This window comes from Aerophototrophica crusticola (assembly GCF_012913305.1).
Taxonomy (GTDB): Bacteria; Pseudomonadota; Alphaproteobacteria; order Azospirillales; family Azospirillaceae; genus Niveispirillum; species Niveispirillum crusticola.
The window spans coordinates 2,320,141-2,337,173 of record NZ_CP051775.1; the positions used below are offsets into that span (position 1 = coordinate 2,320,141).

General features: G+C 69.4%; 20 protein-coding genes. 4 read left to right on the forward strand and 16 right to left on the reverse strand.

The annotated features are described in order from the left end of the window. Position 1: 1 nt before the first annotated feature. From ybgF to HHL28_RS11355, 13 genes are all read right to left on the reverse strand, one after another. The gene (gene ybgF / locus HHL28_RS11295; RefSeq protein ID WP_083699213.1) at positions 2-943 is read right to left on the reverse strand and encodes a tol-pal system protein YbgF; all 942 of its coding nucleotides are present in this window, start codon (positions 941-943) and stop codon (positions 2-4) included. A gap of 407 nt (positions 944-1,350) precedes the next feature. Continuing rightward, entirely contained in the window at positions 1,351-1,845 is a 495-nt protein-coding gene (gene pal, locus HHL28_RS11300; protein WP_075771838.1) for a peptidoglycan-associated lipoprotein Pal, read from the reverse strand. A gap of 156 nt (positions 1,846-2,001) precedes the next feature. Beyond that, positions 2,002-3,363 carry a Tol-Pal system beta propeller repeat protein TolB gene (gene tolB, locus HHL28_RS11305; RefSeq protein ID WP_404325603.1) on the reverse strand — a complete coding sequence of 454 codons (1,362 nt, stop codon included), beginning with the start codon at positions 3,361-3,363 and terminating at the stop codon, positions 2,002-2,004. Further along, positions 3,363-3,935 (reverse strand): hypothetical protein, encoded by a 573-nt coding sequence (locus HHL28_RS18675; RefSeq protein ID WP_404325604.1) that lies wholly within the window; start codon positions 3,933-3,935, stop codon positions 3,363-3,365. The genes tolB and HHL28_RS18675 overlap by 1 nt, the downstream gene beginning before the upstream one ends. Before the next feature lie 443 nt (positions 3,936-4,378). Further along, positions 4,379-4,789: an ExbD/TolR family protein gene (locus HHL28_RS11315; protein WP_404325606.1), complete on the reverse strand. Its 411-nt coding sequence runs from the start codon at positions 4,787-4,789 to the stop codon at positions 4,379-4,381. 64 nt (positions 4,790-4,853) lie between these two features. Continuing rightward, positions 4,854-5,588, reverse strand: a complete 735-nt coding sequence (gene tolQ, locus HHL28_RS11320) for a protein TolQ (RefSeq protein WP_075771841.1) — start codon at positions 5,586-5,588, stop codon at positions 4,854-4,856. 4 nt (positions 5,589-5,592) lie between these two features. After that, entirely contained in the window at positions 5,593-6,096 is a 504-nt protein-coding gene (locus HHL28_RS11325; protein ID WP_083699214.1) for a YbgC/FadM family acyl-CoA thioesterase, read from the reverse strand. Then, the gene (gene ruvB / locus HHL28_RS11330; protein WP_404325608.1) at positions 6,086-7,123 is read right to left on the reverse strand and encodes a Holliday junction branch migration DNA helicase RuvB; all 1,038 of its coding nucleotides are present in this window, start codon (positions 7,121-7,123) and stop codon (positions 6,086-6,088) included. The genes HHL28_RS11325 and ruvB overlap by 11 nt, the downstream gene beginning before the upstream one ends. Positions 7,124-7,158: 35 nt before the next feature. Further along, positions 7,159-7,779: a Holliday junction branch migration protein RuvA gene (gene ruvA, locus HHL28_RS11335; RefSeq protein ID WP_075771843.1), complete on the reverse strand. Its 621-nt coding sequence runs from the start codon at positions 7,777-7,779 to the stop codon at positions 7,159-7,161. 179 nt (positions 7,780-7,958) lie between these two features. Beyond that, on the reverse strand, positions 7,959-8,390 hold the full coding sequence (locus HHL28_RS11340) for a type II toxin-antitoxin system VapC family toxin (protein ID WP_075771844.1): 432 nt from the start codon (positions 8,388-8,390) through the stop codon (positions 7,959-7,961). A gap of 1 nt (position 8,391) precedes the next feature. Further along, on the reverse strand, positions 8,392-8,652 hold the full coding sequence (locus tag HHL28_RS11345) for a type II toxin-antitoxin system VapB family antitoxin (RefSeq protein ID WP_075771845.1): 261 nt from the start codon (positions 8,650-8,652) through the stop codon (positions 8,392-8,394). A gap of 62 nt (positions 8,653-8,714) precedes the next feature. Beyond that, entirely contained in the window at positions 8,715-9,251 is a 537-nt protein-coding gene (gene ruvC, locus HHL28_RS11350) for a crossover junction endodeoxyribonuclease RuvC (protein ID WP_075771846.1), read from the reverse strand. A gap of 108 nt (positions 9,252-9,359) precedes the next feature. Continuing rightward, the gene (locus HHL28_RS11355; RefSeq protein ID WP_075771847.1) at positions 9,360-10,115 is read right to left on the reverse strand and encodes a YebC/PmpR family DNA-binding transcriptional regulator; all 756 of its coding nucleotides are present in this window, start codon (positions 10,113-10,115) and stop codon (positions 9,360-9,362) included. Between the two features lie 213 nt (positions 10,116-10,328). On the opposite strand from HHL28_RS11355, the gene HHL28_RS11360 reads away from it, so the two are divergent. Genes HHL28_RS11360 through HHL28_RS11370 form a run of 3 tightly spaced genes read left to right on the forward strand, consistent with a single transcriptional unit; the run spans position 10,329 to position 13,170 of the window. Further along, positions 10,329-11,441: a bactofilin family protein gene (locus HHL28_RS11360; protein WP_075771848.1), complete on the forward strand. Its 1,113-nt coding sequence runs from the start codon at positions 10,329-10,331 to the stop codon at positions 11,439-11,441. Between the two features lie 31 nt (positions 11,442-11,472). Next, the gene (locus tag HHL28_RS11365) at positions 11,473-12,999 is read left to right on the forward strand and encodes an FAD-binding domain-containing protein (protein WP_075771849.1); all 1,527 of its coding nucleotides are present in this window, start codon (positions 11,473-11,475) and stop codon (positions 12,997-12,999) included. Between the two features lie 3 nt (positions 13,000-13,002). Then, the gene (locus HHL28_RS11370; protein ID WP_075771850.1) at positions 13,003-13,170 is read left to right on the forward strand and encodes a DUF2256 domain-containing protein; all 168 of its coding nucleotides are present in this window, start codon (positions 13,003-13,005) and stop codon (positions 13,168-13,170) included. A gap of 6 nt (positions 13,171-13,176) precedes the next feature. On the opposite strand, the gene HHL28_RS11375 is transcribed toward HHL28_RS11370, so the two are convergent. After that, entirely contained in the window at positions 13,177-14,196 is a 1,020-nt protein-coding gene (locus HHL28_RS11375; RefSeq protein WP_075771851.1) for a pepsin/retropepsin-like aspartic protease family protein, read from the reverse strand. Between the two features lie 134 nt (positions 14,197-14,330). Here HHL28_RS11375 and HHL28_RS11380 point away from each other — a divergent pair, with 134 nt between their 5' ends. Further along, on the forward strand, positions 14,331-14,861 hold the full coding sequence (locus tag HHL28_RS11380; protein WP_169655147.1) for an acyloxyacyl hydrolase: 531 nt from the start codon (positions 14,331-14,333) through the stop codon (positions 14,859-14,861). Positions 14,862-14,895: 34 nt separating this feature from the next. Here HHL28_RS11380 and HHL28_RS11385 read toward each other — a convergent pair whose 3' ends face one another. Continuing rightward, a complete protein-coding gene (locus tag HHL28_RS11385; RefSeq protein ID WP_075771853.1) occupies positions 14,896-15,168 on the reverse strand; it encodes a hypothetical protein in 273 nt (90 codons plus the stop codon). Positions 15,169-15,256: 88 nt separating this feature from the next. Further along, the gene (locus HHL28_RS11390; protein WP_075771854.1) at positions 15,257-16,921 is read right to left on the reverse strand and encodes a vWA domain-containing protein; all 1,665 of its coding nucleotides are present in this window, start codon (positions 16,919-16,921) and stop codon (positions 15,257-15,259) included. Between the last annotated feature and the right edge of the window lie 112 nt (positions 16,922-17,033).

The following is a 17,033-nucleotide window of genomic DNA, read 5'->3' on the forward strand; positions in this document are numbered from 1 at the left end:
CCTACTTGCACTTCAGGCGCGCACGCTCCTGCTCGGAGCGGCGCTTGATGGTGGCGGGAGCTTCCTTGTAACCGCGGTTCAGCTCGTCCAGCGCGGCGCAGGCGTCCTCACGGCGGTTCAGGTTGCCCAGGGCCATGGCCAGCTTCAGCAGGTTGTCCGGGGCCTTGTTGCTCTTCGGGTATTTCTGGAAACCCTCGGCGAAGGCGATGGCCGCTTCCTTGAACTTGTTGCGGACGTACAGCGTCTCCCCCAACCAGTACTGGGCGTTGCCCGACAGGGAATGGTTGGGGTGCAGCTTCACGAACTGGGCGAAGGCCTTCTCCGCGTTGGCATAATCGCCCTGGCGGATCAGGTTGAAGGCATAGTCGTACTGCTCCGCCTCCGTCCCGCCGGGAAGGGTGCCGGCGCTGGCGTCCGGGATGGTCTCCGTCGGCAGGGTCGGCTTGGGCGCGGTGGTACCGGCCGCGGCAAGCTGCTCCCGCGACTGGCCCGCGGCGTCCGCGGCCGCGGAGGAAGGCGGCGGGCCGCCCAGGCCGCCGCCCTGGCCCTGCTCCAGCCGGCTGAGGCGCAGGTCCATGTCCTGCTGCATCTTGGTGAGCTGCTCACGGATCTGGCCGAGCTGGAACGAGGCTTCCTCGTACCGGCCGGTCAGGACCTGCATGTTGTTCTCCAGCGTCGTCATCCGCGCCTCCAGCCCGGCGACCACGCCGGGGTTGGCGCTGGCGACACCCGCCGGGGCGGACGAGCCGCCGCTGCGTCCCCCGCCGCGATAGACCTCGCGGTTCAGGGTCTGCATCTCGTTCTCCAGCCGGTCCAGCCGGTTGAACAGGTCGCGCATGTCCGCGCTCTGCGCCCAGGCGCCGCCCGCCAGGGGCAAGGCGGCCAACAGGGCGACGGCGGCGGCCATCAGGGGACGGCGGAAGGCGGCGGGGCGGAGCGTCATGGGATGGGGCCGGCAGTTGGGCGACGGGACGGCGCGCAGGTTAACCACCTTCGCCCGCGGCGCAAAGGGTGCAACGGTCGGACGGCAGAAGTGTGGCAAAGTTGGCACTCGGGACTCGGGGGCGGGGTTAGGTCCAACCATTCTCCGCCCGATCCTGCTTCCCCCGCGAAGGCGGGGGTCCACGGTTCCTTGACCACGGCGGCACGGGGATGTGGATAAAAAACTGTGGGTCCCCGCCTTCGCGGGGGACACAGCGGGGGGTGCCCGGGAATCCGGTGGATGGCTGGCAGGAGTCGTCCAGTTCAGGGCAGCCCGTGGAGGAGCGCCCCACACCCCAAAAAGAAGAAGGGCGCCGGCCGGTTGCCCGGCGGCGCCCCCCTCCAACCATTTGGCCGGTCAGGCCGTCATCACTTGATGACGGTCACGCCACGGCGGTTCTGGGCCCAGGCGGCCTCGTTGGAACCGAGCACGGCGGGCTTCTCCTTACCGTAGGAGATGACCTCGACGCGGGCGCCCTCGACACCCAGGGCGGTCAGGTAGTTCTTCACCGCGTTGGCGCGGCGCTCACCCAGGGCCAGGTTGTACTCGCGGGTGCCGCGCTCGTCAGCGTGGCCCTCGACGGACACGGTGACCTGCGGGTACTGCTTCAGCCACGCGGCCTGGCGGTCGAGGGTGGCGGTCGCCTCCGGGGTCAGGTCGAAACGGTCGAACCCGAAGAAGACGCGGTCGCCGACGTTGACCACGAAGTCCTCGGCGGAGCCGGGGACCGGGCCGGTCTTGGCCGGAGCGGTGGCGGTGGTGGCGGTGCCGCCGCCGGTGTTGGTCGCCGTCTCGGTCGGCTTGGAGCTGCAGGCGGTGACCAGCAGCGCAGCCGCGAACAGGCTGATAATCTGAGTGCGCATGTTTTTGAGACCCCCTACTTGGACTCTGTCGTGTGTTTATGGTCGGAAGATTGCCCCACGAGCGGCGCGGACATCATCCAGTCGCCATCGTTACTCGATGTTCAAGACTGGTAAGTCTTTCCGCCGATCTTGCGATGCGAAAATAATGTGACCCCTTTAGGGAATCAAGGGCGACCAAGCCGGGTCCGAAGCATCCGTCGGCGTCAAGACCTGCCTTTCGTTGAACCCTGTCAAGTCGATTGAGAATAGCTTGGCGGTACGCTGGCGCCCGCCGTCGCCGCTCGGACGCTCCTTGAAGTACATCAGCACGCGGCCGTTGGGGGCCCAGGTGGGGCCCTCGGCATGGAAGGCCTCGGCCAGCATGCGCTCACCCGTCCCATCCGGGCGGATTACACCGATGTAGAAACGACCCTCGAAAATTCGGGTAAAGGCGATCAGGTCCCCACGCGGCGACCAGACCGGCGTGCCATAGCGGCCCTTGTCGAAAGTAATCCGCTTCACGTCACTGCCATCAGCATTCATCGTATAAATCTGCTGGGTGCCGCCGCGATCGGATTCGAAGGTGATTTTACTTCCGTCGGGGGAGAAGGACGGGGCCGTGTCGATGCTGGGATTGTCCGTCAACCGGGTCTGCCGCCGCGTCCGTAGGTCGAGGGAGTAGATGTCGGTGTTCCCGTTCTGGGCGAGCGACATGAGGACCCGGTTGCCGTCCGGGCTGAAGCGCGGGGCAAAGGTCATGCCGGGGAAGTCACCCAAAACTTCCTGCCGGCCGGTGTCGATATTGAACAGATACACCCGAGGCCTGTTGTTGAAGTAACTCAGGTATGTGATTTCCTGGGTCGAGGGGGAGAAGCGCGGCGTCAGCACCAGCACCCGCCCGTCGGTCAGGAAGCGGTTGTTCTCCCCATCCTGGTCCATGATGGCCAGGCGCTTCACCCGCTGCGTCGCCGGGCCGGACTCGGCGATGTAGACGACGCGGGTGTCGAAGTACCCGTCCTCGCCGGTGATGCGCTTGTAGATGGCGTCGGAGATGATGTGCGCCGCCCGCCGCCAGCCGTCCGGCTGGACGTTGTAGGCGAGGCCGGTCATCTGCTGGCCCGCGTTCACGTCGAACAGCCGGAACTCGATGCGGATACGGCCGTCCGGCAGGTTGGAGACCGTGCCCGTCACCAGGGCCTGGGCCTGGATCACCCGCCAGTCGGCGAAGCGCGGCAGCGGGCTGGCGCGGAGCTGTTCCGGCGTCTGCAGGAAGGTCTTGGGGTCCAGCGGGCGGAACAGGCCCGACCGCTCCAGGTTGGCGGAGATCACGCTGGTGATGCTCTGCCCCGTGGCCGCCGCCTGCGGGTTGTCGGCCGTGAAGGTGGTCACGGCGATGGGCAGCGGCTGCTGATTCCCCTTGTACAGGTCGAGGCGGAGTTCCGCCCGGGCCGTCGGCACGAGAGCGACCCCGGGCAGGAGCAACGCGAGCGCGGCCACCAGGGTGCGGCCGAGGCGAAGCATGGGGGAAAGAGCCAGCATCAGAACATGTCCCTCGGGCTGAAGTTGATCACGATGGTGCCCTGGTTGCCGTACTTCTCGGCCGGCAGGTCCAGGCGCTTGCATCTGGGGTTGTCGATGGCCCGCTTGGCCGACTCCGCGAAGGAGCGGAACCGCGGGTCGGACAGGTTGCCGCTGCCCTTGATGAACTGGGAGTCGATGACTTCCATCTGCGGGTTGAAGAAGACCCGGAACTCCGCGCTCATCTCCTGCACGCCCTTGGCGCCCACGTCCACGTTCCAGCAGGCGGCGAACTGCCGGCGCAGCGCGTCCTCCTCCCCCGGGGACAGGGTGGCGTCCTGGCCGGTGCCGGGCGTCGGCACGCGGGTCTCCCGGTCCTTGGCGGCGTTGATCTGCTTGGACGGCGCGGCGGGGGGCTCGGGCTTCTCCGCCGGCTTGTCCTTCAGCACGTTGTTGAGGACGGACGAGAAGTCGCGCTTCGGGGGATCCTCCTTCTTCGGGGGGTCCGGCTTCTTCTCTTCCTTCTTCGGCTCCGGCTTGGGCGGGTCGGGCTTTTTCTCTTCCTTCTTGGGCTCGGGCGGCTTCTCGGCCACCTGCTTCGGCGGCTCGGGCTTCGGCTCCTCCTTCTTGGGAGGCTCCGGCTTCGGCTCGGGCTTGGGTTCCGGCTTCGGCGGCTCCGGCTTGGGGGCTCGGGCTTGGGCTCGGGCTTGGGCTCGGGCTTGGGCTCGGGCTTCGGCGGCTCCGGCAGCTTCACCGGCGGCGGAGGGGTCGGCTCCTCCTTCGCCTCGGGCGGCGGAGGCGGGATCTCCTTCGGCGGGGCCGGCTTCGGTGCGGGCGGGGTCGGCCGCGGCTTCGGCGCCTCCGCCGTGGTCAGCGGGCCGGGCACGGCCTCGATGGGGACTTCCTGGTACGGAATGATCTCCCGCTCGTCCCGCAGCAGGGGCAGGCCCAGCACCGCGATCAGGAAGATCGCGACGTGCAGCACCGCGGAGAGGATCAGGGGCGTGCGCATGGTGGCTGGGTCTACCCCGTCCGGTCAGCGAGCGCGGGCAGGCGCGGGGTCAGACTCGATGATGAGCTTGGCCTCCGTCAGGCCGGCGCGGCGCGCGTCGCTCAGCACGTCGATGATGGTGGAATAGCGCACGTCGCGGTCGCCGCGGATCATTACCTTGCGGTCGGCGGCCTTGGCGGCCACCGCGGCGAAGCGGGCCGGCAGCTCGGCGATGCTGTATTCCTCGTTGTCGAAGTCCTTCTTGTCCTTGAAGGACACCCGGCCGTCCGCCGTCACGCTGACCCACAGCGGGTCCTCCTGCGTGTCCAGCGCCTGTGCCGCGCCCTTGGGCAGGTTGACGGGGATGCCGGCGGTCAGCAGCGGGGCCGCCACCATGAAGATGATCAGCAGCACCAGCATGACGTCCACCAGGGGCGTCACGTTGATTTCCGACATGGGGCGCGCGCCGCGACGGCGGCCGCGCCCAGACCCCTTACCCGGAAGTGCCGCGCCCATCTGATCAGCCCCGCTCTTCGAGGTGCCGCTGAAGGATGGCGGAGAATTCTGTCACAAATGAGTCCAGCCGCTCGCCGAAGCGGGCCAGGTCGCTGGAGAAGATGTTGTAGGCCAGCACCGCCGGAATGGCCGCCACCAGGCCGATGGCCGTGGCGAACAGCGCCTCCGCGATGCCCGGCGCCACCACGGCCAGCGAGGTGTTCTGCTGCGCCGCGATGTTGGTGAAGGCGCGCATGATGCCCCACACCGTGCCGAACAGGCCGACGAAGGGGCCGGCGGAACCGACGGAGGCCAGCACGGTCATGTAGCGCTCGGCATTGGCCATCTCGCGCCCCACGGTGACGGACATGACCCGTTCCACCCGCTGGGCGAGGCCGGTGCGCAGGGAGGAGTTGCCGCCCAGCCCCTTCTCCGAGGCCATGCGCCATTCCTGCATGCCGGCGGCGAAGGTGGCGGACAGGGGGTCGGCCGGGTTGGCCGACACCTCGTCGAACAGCGCGTCCAGGGACCCGCCGGACCAGAACCGCTCCTCGAACTGGGCGGCGGCGGCCTTCATGCGGCGCAGCTTCATGGCCTTGTCGAAGATGATCGCCCAGGTCCAGACGGAGGCGCCCACCAGCCCCAGCATCACCAGCTTGACCACGGCGTCGGCCTGCCAGAACAGGCCCCACATGGACAAATCATGGACGGGCGCCGCCACGGCGGCGACGCCCAGGGCATCAAGGATGGTCGGGTTCATGGGGTCAGTCCTGGTCCGGCCTCGCGAGGAAATCCATCAGCGCCGTGCGCAGAGGCTTGGGTAGACGCACGGGTCTTCCATTTTGGTTAATGCAGGCCAGCCGAAGCCGCGCCACCACCAAATCGCCGCCGCCCGGCGGTTGGGGCGACTCGGCGGATGGTCCGGCACGGCGCACGGTCTGGACGGCATCCAGCGTGGCGGCGCCGATATCAGGGATGGTTGTCACCACTTCAAGCGCGTCGTCCAGCCGCGCGGACTGGCGGAAGTCGATTTCGCAATGCCGTACCGCAAACGCAACACCGTCCTCCGCCACCATGCGGGCGTGGGGCTGGCCCAGCAGGCGCATGAACTCGTTCCGCGCCCGCTCCATGAAGCGCAGGTAGTTGGCGTGGTAGACGATGCCGCCGGCGTCGGTGTCCTCGTAATAGACGCGGACGGGATAGACATGCGCCTTCCCGTCCAGCCAGCCCATGGCCGGCCCCTGCCCCGCCTGCCGGTCAGGGTTCATCCGCCGCCTCCGGCAGGCCGCCCAGCAGGTCCAACTGCCGCGCCGGCGTGGCCGGCGGGTTCAGGCCAAGGTAGCGGTAGCCCGTGTCCGTCAGCATGCGCCCGCGCGGCGTGCGTTGCAGCAGGCCCTGCTGGATCAGGAAGGGCTCGATCGTCTCCTCCAGCACGTCCCGCTGTTCCCCCAGCGCCGCGCCCAGCGTCTCCACCCCCACCGGCCCGCCGCCGTAATTGTCGGCGATGCAGCGCAGGTAGCGTCGGTCCATGCTGTCGAAGCCCATGCGGTCCACCTCCAGCCGCAGCAGGGCGGAGTCGGCGGCGCGGGCGTCCACCACCTCCAGCCCCTGCACGCCGCAGATGTCGCGCACACGGCGCAGCAGGCGGCCGGCGATGCGGGGGGTGCCGCGGGACCGGCGGGCCACCTCCAGCGCCCCGTCGGCGGTCATGTCCACCCCCAGCAGCCTGGCGCCGCGGCTGACGATGAGCTGCAGTTCCTCCGGCTCGTAGAACTGCAGCCGCAGGGGGATACCGAACCGCTCCCGCAACGGTCTCGTTATCAAGCCGGAACGGGTGGTGGCGCCCACCAGGGTGAAAGGCGGCAGGTCGATGCGCACGCTGCGCGCCGCCGGCCCCTCCCCGATGATCAGGTCGAGCTGGAAATCCTCCATGGCGGGATACAGGATTTCCTCCACCGCCGGGGACAGGCGGTGGATCTCGTCGATGAACAGCACGTCGTTGGGTTGGAGGTTGGTCAGCAGCGCCGCCAAGTCACCCGCCCTGGCGATTACCGGGCCCGACGTGGCGCGGAAGCCGACATTCATCTCCTTCGCCACGATCTGCGCCAGGGTGGTCTTGCCCAGGCCCGGCGGGCCGAACAGCAGGACGTGGTCCAGCGCCTCGTTCCGGGACCGGGCGGCCTGGATGAACAGGGCCAGGTTCTCGCGCGCCTGTTTCTGGCCGATGAACTCGGCCAGGCTCAGGGGGCGGATGGAGCCCTCGCCCGCGTCGATGCCGATGCGGTCCTGCTCCACCAACCTATCAGGGCCAGGGCGTTCGGGGGCGGGGCTCACTGGCTCAGTTCCTTCAGGCCGGTACGGATCAGGTCGGACATGCTGGCCTCAGGCCCCAGCTTCTGCTGGGCCGCGTTGACGGCGGTGAAGGCCTCCAGCCGGCGGTAGCCCAGGTTGACCAGGGCGGAGACGGCATCGGCCACGGCGGTGCCGCCGGGGGCCGGGGCCGCCGCGCCGCCCTTCTGCGGCAGGGACACCGGGGTGGAGAGCGCGAACTGCGCGACCTTATCCTTCAATTCGTTCAAAATTCGGGCAGCCAACTTCGGGCCTACCCCGTCCGCGCGGCACAGGCTGGTCTTGTCCTGGGCGGCGATGCTGCCCGTCAGCTCATCCGTGGACAGGGCCGACAACAGGTTCAGCGCCACCTTGGCGCCCACGCCCTGTACCGTGGTCAGCAGCCGGAACCAGTCCCGCTCCTCCGCGTCGGCGAAGCCGTAGAGGGCGATCTTGTCCTCCGACACCCACATGTCGGTCAGGACCGAGACGGCATTGCCCGGGCTGCCCAGCCGCCGCAGTGTGCGGGCGGAGGCGGCCACCATATAGCCCACCCCGCCCACGTCGATGATGGCCCAGTCGAGCCCCGTGCTATCGAGCAAACCCGACAGTTTGGCGATCATGCCCGCCCTCCCGGTAGGCTGGATGGACGCCGCGACACCGGCCGCCGCCAGCTGCAACGCCGCCGGCGTGGGCGCGTGTGCCCAGCCGGCCTGTTGGATGTATCCCATGGTCCCGACCCTCGTTCCGATAGGTCTGGACAGATGGGCATTTTAGAACAAAAGGGCAACATCAACCACCGTCACGCATCGCCGCGCCCATGGGGCAGCAGCAGCGGCAAAGCCGGTCGGATGTCGGTCGCGGCGAAGTCGTCGCCTTTGTAGAGGAGGGGCAAGCCCCGGCTTGATGCCAAGGCGTAAGAAGCACAATCGCCCAAGTTCAATTGGGCACGATGCCCCGAACCCTTGCCGTACAATCGATATGCTGCCAAGGCATGCTCAATCTGGTCCAGGTCGAACGCGATGATCCGGGCTTCCATCCGCGCCAACATCCTGTCGAGCACGGCAAGTGGAGCCTGACCCTTCCGAGATTGGAGCACCGTCTTGGTCTCGAATAGCGTGAAGGCCGAAATCAGAGGCGACTTCGCCACAGCCAAGGCCCGAGCATAAACAGGCGCATCTGCCTCATGAAGCATCACGCAGACAATGGCGGAGCTATCGACAACACTTTCCATATCAGTCGAAAGTCCCCCGCTCATTGTAGCCGAGGATGTCTTCGACACTCCGATCGTTCAGGTCCGGCATGTCCTGGATGCGTCGAATCAGGGCAAGGATTTCGGATTGCCTGGCTTCCTCGGACTGCCGCTGCTCATCCTCGATGCGTTCGTCCAATTCCCGCAAAGCTTGGATCACCGTCTCCGTGATGCTCGCCCCCAGCTTGTCGGCGACACGGCGGGCGAGCTGGTCGGCAAGGTCGGATTTGATGTTCAGGGCCATCGCTTCTTCCTTTCGTCCGGGCCAGGAAGAAATCTACACCAACCTGGGATTGGGCACACCCCTCACACCCTCACCCCCAGCACCGCCAGATCCACCTTCCGCCGCGTCTGGGCGTGGTGGGCGTGGCAGATGGCGACGGCCAGAGCATCCGCCGCGTCGGCGGTGGAGCGTTGGAACCCGGGCAGCAGCATCTTCACCATGTGCTGCACCTGTTCCTTTTCCGCGTGGCCGGTGCCGACCACGGACTTCTTCACCAGCATGGGCAGGTACTGTTCCACCGGCAGGCCCGCCTTGGCAGCGGACAGCAGCGCGATGCCCCGGGCCATGCCCAGCTTGAGGGTGGAGGACGGGTTCTTGTTGGACAGCGTCTCCTCCACGGCGGCCTCGTCGGGCTGCCAGAGGCGGATCACCTCCATGATGCCGTCATGCAGGGTGGTCAGGCGGGTAGCCAGATCTTGCTTCTCGTTGGTGTTGATGGTGCCGTCGGCCACATGGGTCAGCCGGTTGCCGGCCACGTCGATCACGCCCCAGCCCATGTGCCGCAGGCCGGGGTCCAGCCCCAGCACCCGCACCGTGCGCACCGATCCAGCCAACGCCATCCCCGCCCCCTGCGCAAACATGCCCGCCGGTCCCGGCGGGGCGACCTTCCTACAGGACCGGAGCCCGGCCGCCCGTGACAATGTTCCGGCGGCCGGGCGGGGCGGGGGTCAGCCGCCCAGCTTGTCCATCAGGTCCTGCGGGATGTCGAAGTTGCCCAGCACGGTCTGGACGTCGTCATTGTCGTCCAGGAAGTCCAGCAGCTTCATCAGGCTCTGGGCCGAGTCCTCGGCCGTGACCGGCACGGTGTTCAGGGGGATCCAGGTCAGCTTGGCGCTTTCCGGCGGGCCGAACTTGGCTTCCAGCGCGTCACGCACCTCCCCCAGGCTGTCGGTGGCGGTCAGGACGGAGTGGCCGTTCTCATCCGACTGCACGTCGTCGGCGCCCGCCTCGATGGCGGCTTCCAGCATGTCGTCGGCGCTGGCGGCGGAGGCCGGGTAGGCCACCTGCCCCACCCGGTTGAACATGAAGGAGACGGAGTTCGTCTCCCCCAGCGTCCCGCCGAACTTGGTGAAGGCGGAGCGCACCTCCCCCGCCGTGCGGTTGCGGTTGTCGGTCAGCGCCTCGATGATCAGGGCGACGCCGCCGGGGCCATAGCCCTCATACCGCACCTCCTCATACACGGAGTCGTCGCCGCCGCCGGGGGTGCCCTGCTTGATGGCGCGGTCGATGCGGTCCTTCGGCATGTTCTGCGCCCGGGCGGCCTGGATGGCGGCGCGCAGGCGGGGGTTCATGGCCGGGTCGGGCAGGCCGGACTTGGTGGCGACGGTGATTTCGCGCGCCAGCTTGTTGAAGATCTTCGACCGCTTGGCGTCCTGCGCGCCCTTGCGGTGCATGATGTTCTTGAATTGGCTATGGCCGGCCATGGGACGTCCAGACTTGTTGTGTATCGTGGCGATATGGGGGCGTGATCGCGCAGCTTGTACCACATGTTGATAGGCTTGGCACCAGCGCCGCGCAAGGCCGCCGACAGGCGACAATGCGGGGTATTCTCGACCAGCCCTTGCATTGCCGGGGCGGAAACGCCGACAGTGTTAATCATGTCTCCGCCGAACCGGGTACGTCCCCTGATGCGCCGATTGCTGCAATCCCTTCTGCTTGCCCTGGCCCTGGCCCCGCCCGCCGACGCGGCGGAGTTCCGCAGCGGCCAGACGGTGGAGGTGTCGGGCGCGGTGTCGGACACGCTGTTCGCCGCCGGCCAGTCCGTGGCGATGCCGGCCGCCATCGACGGCACGGTGTTCGTGGCGGGCATGCAGGTGGACTTGACCGGGGCGGTCAGCGGCGATGCCATGCTGGCCGGGTACCATGTCCATGTCTCCGGCGTCGTGGCCAAGGACGTGATGGCCGTGGCGGGGGAGTTCATCCTGGACGGCAGGGTGGCGGGGGATGTGCGCGTCGCCTCACCCACCGTGAGGCTGGAACGGTCCGGCACCGTCGCCGGTGACCTTGCCGCCACCGGTGAGGAGGTGGTGCTGGCCGGCACCGTGGCTGGCGACGCGCAGCTTGCCGGGGCGCGGGTCGTGGTGTCCGGCACGGTGAACGGCACGCTGGACGTGGCGGCGGCGGAACTGCGGCTGGAGCCCGGCGCCCGCATCCTGGGCAACATCCGCCACGCCGGCCCCCGCACGGTGGAGGTGCCGGCGGGGGTGACCGTGGGCGGCACGGTGCAGTACCGGGAGGATGACAGCCACGTGGACACCGGCCCCACCCTGCTGGAGACGCTGGGGGAGGCGCTGGCCCTGTTCCTGCTGGGGCTGGTGGCCCTGTGGCTGTTCCCCGGGCTGGTGGCACGGGCCAGCCAGGACCTGCGGCTCCGCCCCGGCCATTCCTTCGGTGTGGGCTTGGCGGCCCTGCTGCTGGCGCCGCTGCTCGCCGTGCTGCTGATGGTGACGCTGGTCGGCATCCCGCTGGGGCTGCTGCTGCTGGGGCTGTACCTGGTGTCCTTGCCGCTGGGGTTGGCGGTGGCGGGGTTCGGGCTGGCGGAGTGGGCGGCGCGGCGGCGGGGCCGGGTTCCCCAGGGTAAGGACCAGCCGATGAAGCGCTTCGCCCTGTTCGCGGTCCTGCTGACCCTGGTGGGACTGGTGCCGGTGGTGGGCGGCCTGGCCCTGGGCATCGCCACCTGCCTGGGCCTGGGCGCCCTGGTGGCGCAGGTGTTGGCGGGGCGGCGGACGCGCTCATACCCCTCGGCTTGAGGGTTCGACGGGGCGCCCTATCTCCCCGGCCATGACCGCCCTGCACGTCGTCTGGTTCAAGCGCGACCTGCGCACCCATGACCATGTCCCCCTGGCCGCCGCCGCTGGCGCGGGCGGGCCGGTGCTGCCCTTGTATGTGGCGGAGCCGGAGCTGTGGGCGCAGCCCGACGCCAGCGCCCGGCAGTGGGGCTTCGCGGCGGAGGGGCTGGCCGAGCTGCGGGCCGACCTGGGCCGGCGGGGCCAGCCGCTGGTTGTGCGGGTGGGGGACGCGGTGGACATCCTGGACCGGGTCCGCCGCAAATGGGGCATCAAGGGCCTGTGGAGCCATGAGGAAACGGGCAATGGCTGGACCTACGCCCGGGACCGGCGAGTCGCCGCCTGGGCCAGGGCGCACGGCATCCCCTGGACGGAGCTGCCGCAGAACGGGGTGGTCCGCCGTCTGAAGGACCGGGACGGCTGGGCCCGGCGCTGGGAAGGCCGGATGGCGGCGGATGTGACCGTGGCACCGGCGGGCTTGGCGCCGCTGGCCGGCATCGACCCCGGCCCGATCCCCACGGCCACCGGGCTGGGTCTGTTCCCCGACCCCTGCCCCGGCCGGCAACCCGGTGGGCGGGCCAGGGGCCTGCGTACCCTGGCGAGCTTCCTGGACGACCGGGGGCGGCTGTACCAGCGCGGCCTGTCCAGCCCGGTGACGGCCTTCGACAGCTGCTCCCGCCTCTCGCCCCACCTGGCCTGGGGCACGCTGTCCCTGCGGGAGGTGGTGCAGGCCACGCGGGCGCGGATGGCGGGGCTGGAGGACGCGCCCTTCCGCCGGTCCTTGAGCTCCTTCGTGGAGCGGCTGCACTGGCATTGCCACTTCATGCAGAAGCTGGAAAGCCAGCCGGACCTGGAGTTCCGCAACGCCCACCCGGCCTATGACGGCCTGCGCGGCAGCGACCCGGCGCGGCTGGCGGCCTGGGCGGAGGGGCGCACCGGATGGCCCTTCATGGATGCCTGCATGCGGGCCCTGGTGGCCACCGGCTGGATCAACTTCCGCATGCGGGCCATGCTGATGGCCGTGGCCAGCTATCACCTGTGGCTGGACTGGCGGGAGACGGGCCTGCACCTGGCCCGGCTGTTCACGGATTATGAGCCGGGCATCCACTGGAACCAGTGCCAGATGCAGTCCGGCACGTCGGGCATCAACACCATCCGCATCTATAACCCAGTCAAGCAGGCGGAGGACCACGACCCCGCCGGCACCTTCACCCGCCGCTGGCTGCCGGAGCTGGCGGGCGTGCCGGGCCACCTGTTGCAGGAACCCTGGAAGATGGACGCGGCGGAGCAGGAGCGGGCCGGCTGCATCCTGGGCCGCGACTATCCCCTGCCCCTGGTGGACCACCAGGAAGCGGCGCGGGCGGCGCGGGACAAGGTCTGGGCCGCCCGCCGCGGGCCCGACTTCCACGCCTTGGCGGACGCGATCCAGGACCGGCACGGCTCCCGCAAGTCCGGCCTGAAGCCCAGCAACCCGACGAAGGCCCGGAAGAAGCCGGCCGGGCAACTGGCGTTGGACCTTTGACCCATGCCCAAGATGCGCCGCAAGGCCGACCTGCCCACCAAACCCTGCAAGCAATGTGGCCGTCCCTTCACCTGGCGGAAGAAGTGGGAGAAGGTGTGGGACGCGGTGCAGTACTGCTCCGACGCCTGCCGCCGGGGCAAGGTTCCGGACCGGACGGGCGGCAACCGTTGAGACCCGTCACTCCGCCGCTGCGGCGGGCGCGGCGAAGGCTGCCGGGGGGATGATCAGGTTCGCCTGGCGCAGGTCCGGGTCCCGCGGCATCAGCAGCAGCCGACCACGCCCCGCCTCGATCACCACCTGGTAGTTGGACAGCAGGCCCAACCCCAGCCGACCATCCAGGGCGCGGGGCATCCCTTCCCCCCGCGGGCCGATGGTGGCCTCCACCGGGCCAAGCTCCCGGCCGGCCAGCGCCAAGGCCGGCAGTTCCGTCCGGCGCAGCATGTAGGGGCCGGCCGCCCCCATCACCGGGACCACGCCCATGGGCCCCGCCAGCGGCTTGACGCCCACCCGTGCAGCGCTGTCCTCGAACAGGGTGACGGCGCCGAAATCGCCCGTGTCGATCATCAGGGACAAGGGTTGCCCCGCCACCAGGACCGTGGTGGTCAGAAGGTTGTCGTTCCAGGCCAGCGGCAGCACCAGCGTGTCCGGCCCCGGTTCCGGCAGGACCGGGTTCAGCCGCAGGGCGCCGTGGTCGAAGTCCAGCAGCACGTCGAAGCTGTGCAGCAGCGAATCCCCCAGCACACCGGCCAGGACCGTGCCGTCGTTGCGGGCCAGGGCCTGGGGCGGCAGGTCGATCACCGCGACCTTCTGCCCGCGCAGGGTGACCGGCCCGACGGACAGGCTGTCCAGCCGCGCCTTGCCCATGGGAAAGGGCCGGCCGGCGGAATCATAGGCCACCGCCCCGCCCTGCCATTCCAGCCCCAGGTCCCTGGCCGTGCCCGGGGTGACCAGATGGATGTCGGTCAGGCCGGTGTCGAACAGGAACGCATGGCCGGGCTGGCCGTTCACCGCCGCCTCCACCACGATGCGGTGCCGATCCAGGGTGAAGGGGATGTCCAAAGGCGCGGCCAGGGAGGCGATGGCCACCTCATCCTCCGGCGCGCCGGCGCAGGCCGTCAGCAGTCCCAGGGACAGGAGTGCCGCCCGCGATGCGGCCCGCAGGGACCCGGTCGCCCATCCCGTCGTTACGGTCATCATGCCGGCTCCACCCGCCTGCTGCCCCTGGGGAAGCAAACGGGTAAATGGCCGGTTCGGGCAGGCCGCCATCGGCACCTCAGGCCATCGGGCTAGGCGCCGCCGATCGGGGGATGCGAAATGGGGGGACTGTCGGGATGAGGATACCCAGGATGGCGGCGCTGGCCGCCCTGCTGCTGGCGATACCCGGGATGGCGGGGGCGGGGGAACTGCGGCTGGGCCTGCTGCGCCAGGACTTCACCAGCTTCTGGGCCGCCGGCCGCAACTTCGAGCGCGCCTGGGCCTTGAACGCCGAATGGGCGGCCGACCCGCTGGGCCGGGTGATCGGCGGCGAGCTGATCCCCTTCGCCGGGGGCACCTGGGCGCCGGGGAAGGAGCTGGACCGGCTGCATGCCGGGCTGAACTGGCAGCTTTCCGCCGACCGGGCCTTCCTGCGGCTGGGCCTGGGCGTGGCGGTGCACAACGGCAAGACCAACGACCCGGACAGCTATGGCCGCCGCCGCCAGATGGGCAGCCGGTTCCTGTTCCACGTGCCCGTCGAGGTGGGCTTCCGGCTGGACCAGCGCCTCAGCCTCAGCGCCTATTTCGACCACGTCTCCAACGCCAACCTGGACGACATCAACCCGGGCATCGACACTGCCGGGCTCCGGGTGGGGCTGAGGTTCTGAGCCGGGCCAGAAGCACTTTCGAATTCGAAAGTCTTCAGCGCGCCGGAATGGGCGCGGGCGCCTCGACGGCGGCGGGCTGCGGCGGGGCGGTGGCGTCCACTTGCGTCTTGGCCGCCGCCTCCTTCTCCTTCGCCGGGTCGCTGACCTCCGCCGGGGCGAGGATCATCACCGGCTTGTCCTCCGGCCACCACAGGGGCTCAATGGCCTTGAACACGGTCTGGCTGCCGAAGACGAAGGACGTGATGATAAGGCCGCCGATGACGATGGCGACGAAGCGGATCAGCAGGGACAGGAACAGGCGCGGCATCAGGGCTCCGGGAAGCCGAACGGCGTAAAGGGCGGACAGCGCGGTGATAAGCCACCGCGCCGTCCATGTATACCGCTTCCGGCAGGGTTCAACGCTTGTCCAGGGCGCCCGCCAGCTTCACCAGCCGCAGGAACTCCGCCCGTTCCCCGTTGGGGTCGGTGCCGCGGGCGCCGGATGCCAGGGCCTCCACCGCCACCCAGGGATAATCCTTCACGAAGCTGGAGCCGCGCAGCTTCTGCCCATAGGCCGCGGCCGCGGCGGCGAAGCGCACCTCCGTCCCTGCCTGGTCCAGGCTGGGGACCCGGTCCTTGGACGTGATGGGCCGGGTGACGAGCTGGCTGTCCTTCGCCCCCGGCGCCTTCCAGCGCAGCTTCAGGAAGGCGATCTCGTTGCCGGCGCCCGCCGGGGCCGCCTTGCCCTTGCCTTCCGGCTGGTAGCGGCTGGGGTCCAGCAGCCGGGCCTTGCTGTCCGGGGCGACGATCTCATACAGCGCCGTCACCCGGTGGCCGGCGCCCACGTCGCCCGCATCCACCTTGTCGTCGTTGAAGTCCTGGTTGCGCAGCATCCGGGTCTCGTAGCCGATCAGCCGGTACTCGGCCACCCGGGCAGGGTTGAACTCCACCTGGATTTTCACGTCGTTCGCCACGGTCAGCAGCGTGCCGCCGAGCTGTTCCCGCAGCGCCCGCCGCGCCTCATGCAGCGTGTCCACATAGACGGCCTGGCCGTTGCCCGCCTGGGCCAGGGCCTGGGCCACGTCGTCCCGGTAGTTGCCGCGCCCCACCCCCAGCACGGTCAGGGCCACGCCCTTCTCCCGGTAGCCGGCCACGAACTCCGCCAGCTTCTTCGGGTCGCTGATGCCGAGGTTGAAGTCGCCGTCGGTGGCCAGGATGACGCGGCTGACCCGCCCCTCTCCCGCCGCACCCTCCGCCAGCGCATAGGCCGCGGTCAGGCCGCCCTGCCCGCCGGTGCCGCCGCCGGCCCCCAGCTTGTCGATGGCGTCGGCGATCAGGGCCCGGTCCTTGCCGGGGGTCAGGGGCAGGATGGTCCTGCTTTCCCCGGCATAGGTGACCAGGGCGATGCGGTCATCGTCCCGCAGCCCGTCCAGCATCATGCGCAGCGACCGCTTCACCAGCGGCAGCCGGTCCGGCGCGTCCATGGAGCCGGAGACGTCCACCAGGAACACAAGGTTGGCCGGCGGCCGCGCCTCCGCCGGCACGTCATAGGCGGCCAGGCCCACATGGACGATCTCCGCCCCCTGACGCCAGGGCGACGGGTAGACCGCCACCACCGGGTTGAAGGGCTTCGCCTTGACCTTGCTGACGGGGTAGTCATAGCGGAAATAGTTCACCACCTCCTCCACCCGTACGGCGTCGGGCGGCGGCAGGGAGCCCTGTTCCAGGAAGCGGCGGATGTTGGCGTAGCTGGCCGTGTCCACGTCCACGGAGAAGGTGGAGACCGGCGCCTCCGCCACGGCCTTGACCGCATTCTCCTCCACCGCCTGGTAGCTGTCGCCCTGCTGCACCGGCACCGGGGGCCGGGCCATCGCCATGCGGGCGGCGGGGGCATAGCCGGGGGGCGGCGCGCTTGGCAGCGGCGGCGGCGGGGTGGGGGGCGGCGGCGCCATGGTCGGCACGGGCTCGGGCGCCAAGCCGCCGATCTCCTGGTCTGCCGGCTTCATGGGCGCGCAACCCACCGCCACCAGGGCGACACCGCCGAGCAGCAGGAACACGGAGCCCTTGTTCAACCTTTTCATGGTCGCTTCCCCCTCACCCCAAATCGATCACCCCAAAGTGGTGGGGGATTGTGTCAGGGAATGGGCGGGGGGCAGGCTTTATTTCAGCCCTCGAAGGGTTTTGTCACGATCC

Bases quoted from the DNA above. Each gene is read 5' to 3' on its own strand.
- ybgF (WP_083699213.1), bottom strand. From the start codon at position 943: ATGACGCTCCGCCCCGCCGCCTTCCGCCGTCCCCTGATGGCCGCCGCC.
- pal (WP_075771838.1), bottom strand. From the start codon at position 1,845: ATGCGCACTCAGATTATCAGCCTGTTCGCGGCTGCGCTGCTGGTCACC.
- tolB (WP_404325603.1), bottom strand. From the start codon at position 3,363: ATGCTGGCTCTTTCCCCCATGCTTCGCCTCGGCCGCACCCTGGTGGCC.
- HHL28_RS11315 (WP_404325606.1), bottom strand. From the start codon at position 4,789: ATGTCGGAAATCAACGTGACGCCCCTGGTGGACGTCATGCTGGTGCTG.
- tolQ (WP_075771841.1), bottom strand. From the start codon at position 5,588: ATGAACCCGACCATCCTTGATGCCCTGGGCGTCGCCGCCGTGGCGGCG.
- HHL28_RS11325 (WP_083699214.1), bottom strand. From the start codon at position 6,096: ATGAACCCTGACCGGCAGGCGGGGCAGGGGCCGGCCATGGGCTGGCTG.
- ruvA (WP_075771843.1), bottom strand. From the start codon at position 7,779: ATGATCGCCAAACTGTCGGGTTTGCTCGATAGCACGGGGCTCGACTGG.
- HHL28_RS11340 (WP_075771844.1), bottom strand. From the start codon at position 8,390: ATGGAAAGTGTTGTCGATAGCTCCGCCATTGTCTGCGTGATGCTTCAT.
- HHL28_RS11345 (WP_075771845.1), bottom strand. From the start codon at position 8,652: ATGGCCCTGAACATCAAATCCGACCTTGCCGACCAGCTCGCCCGCCGT.
- ruvC (WP_075771846.1), bottom strand. From the start codon at position 9,251: ATGGCGTTGGCTGGATCGGTGCGCACGGTGCGGGTGCTGGGGCTGGAC.
- HHL28_RS11355 (WP_075771847.1), bottom strand. From the start codon at position 10,115: ATGGCCGGCCATAGCCAATTCAAGAACATCATGCACCGCAAGGGCGCG.
- HHL28_RS11365 (WP_075771849.1), top strand. From the start codon at position 11,473: ATGACCGCCCTGCACGTCGTCTGGTTCAAGCGCGACCTGCGCACCCAT.
- HHL28_RS11370 (WP_075771850.1), top strand. From the start codon at position 13,003: ATGCCCAAGATGCGCCGCAAGGCCGACCTGCCCACCAAACCCTGCAAG.
- HHL28_RS11375 (WP_075771851.1), bottom strand. From the start codon at position 14,196: ATGATGACCGTAACGACGGGATGGGCGACCGGGTCCCTGCGGGCCGCA.
- HHL28_RS11380 (WP_169655147.1), top strand. From the start codon at position 14,331: ATGAGGATACCCAGGATGGCGGCGCTGGCCGCCCTGCTGCTGGCGATA.
- HHL28_RS11385 (WP_075771853.1), bottom strand. From the start codon at position 15,168: ATGCCGCGCCTGTTCCTGTCCCTGCTGATCCGCTTCGTCGCCATCGTC.
- HHL28_RS11390 (WP_075771854.1), bottom strand. From the start codon at position 16,921: ATGAAAAGGTTGAACAAGGGCTCCGTGTTCCTGCTGCTCGGCGGTGTC.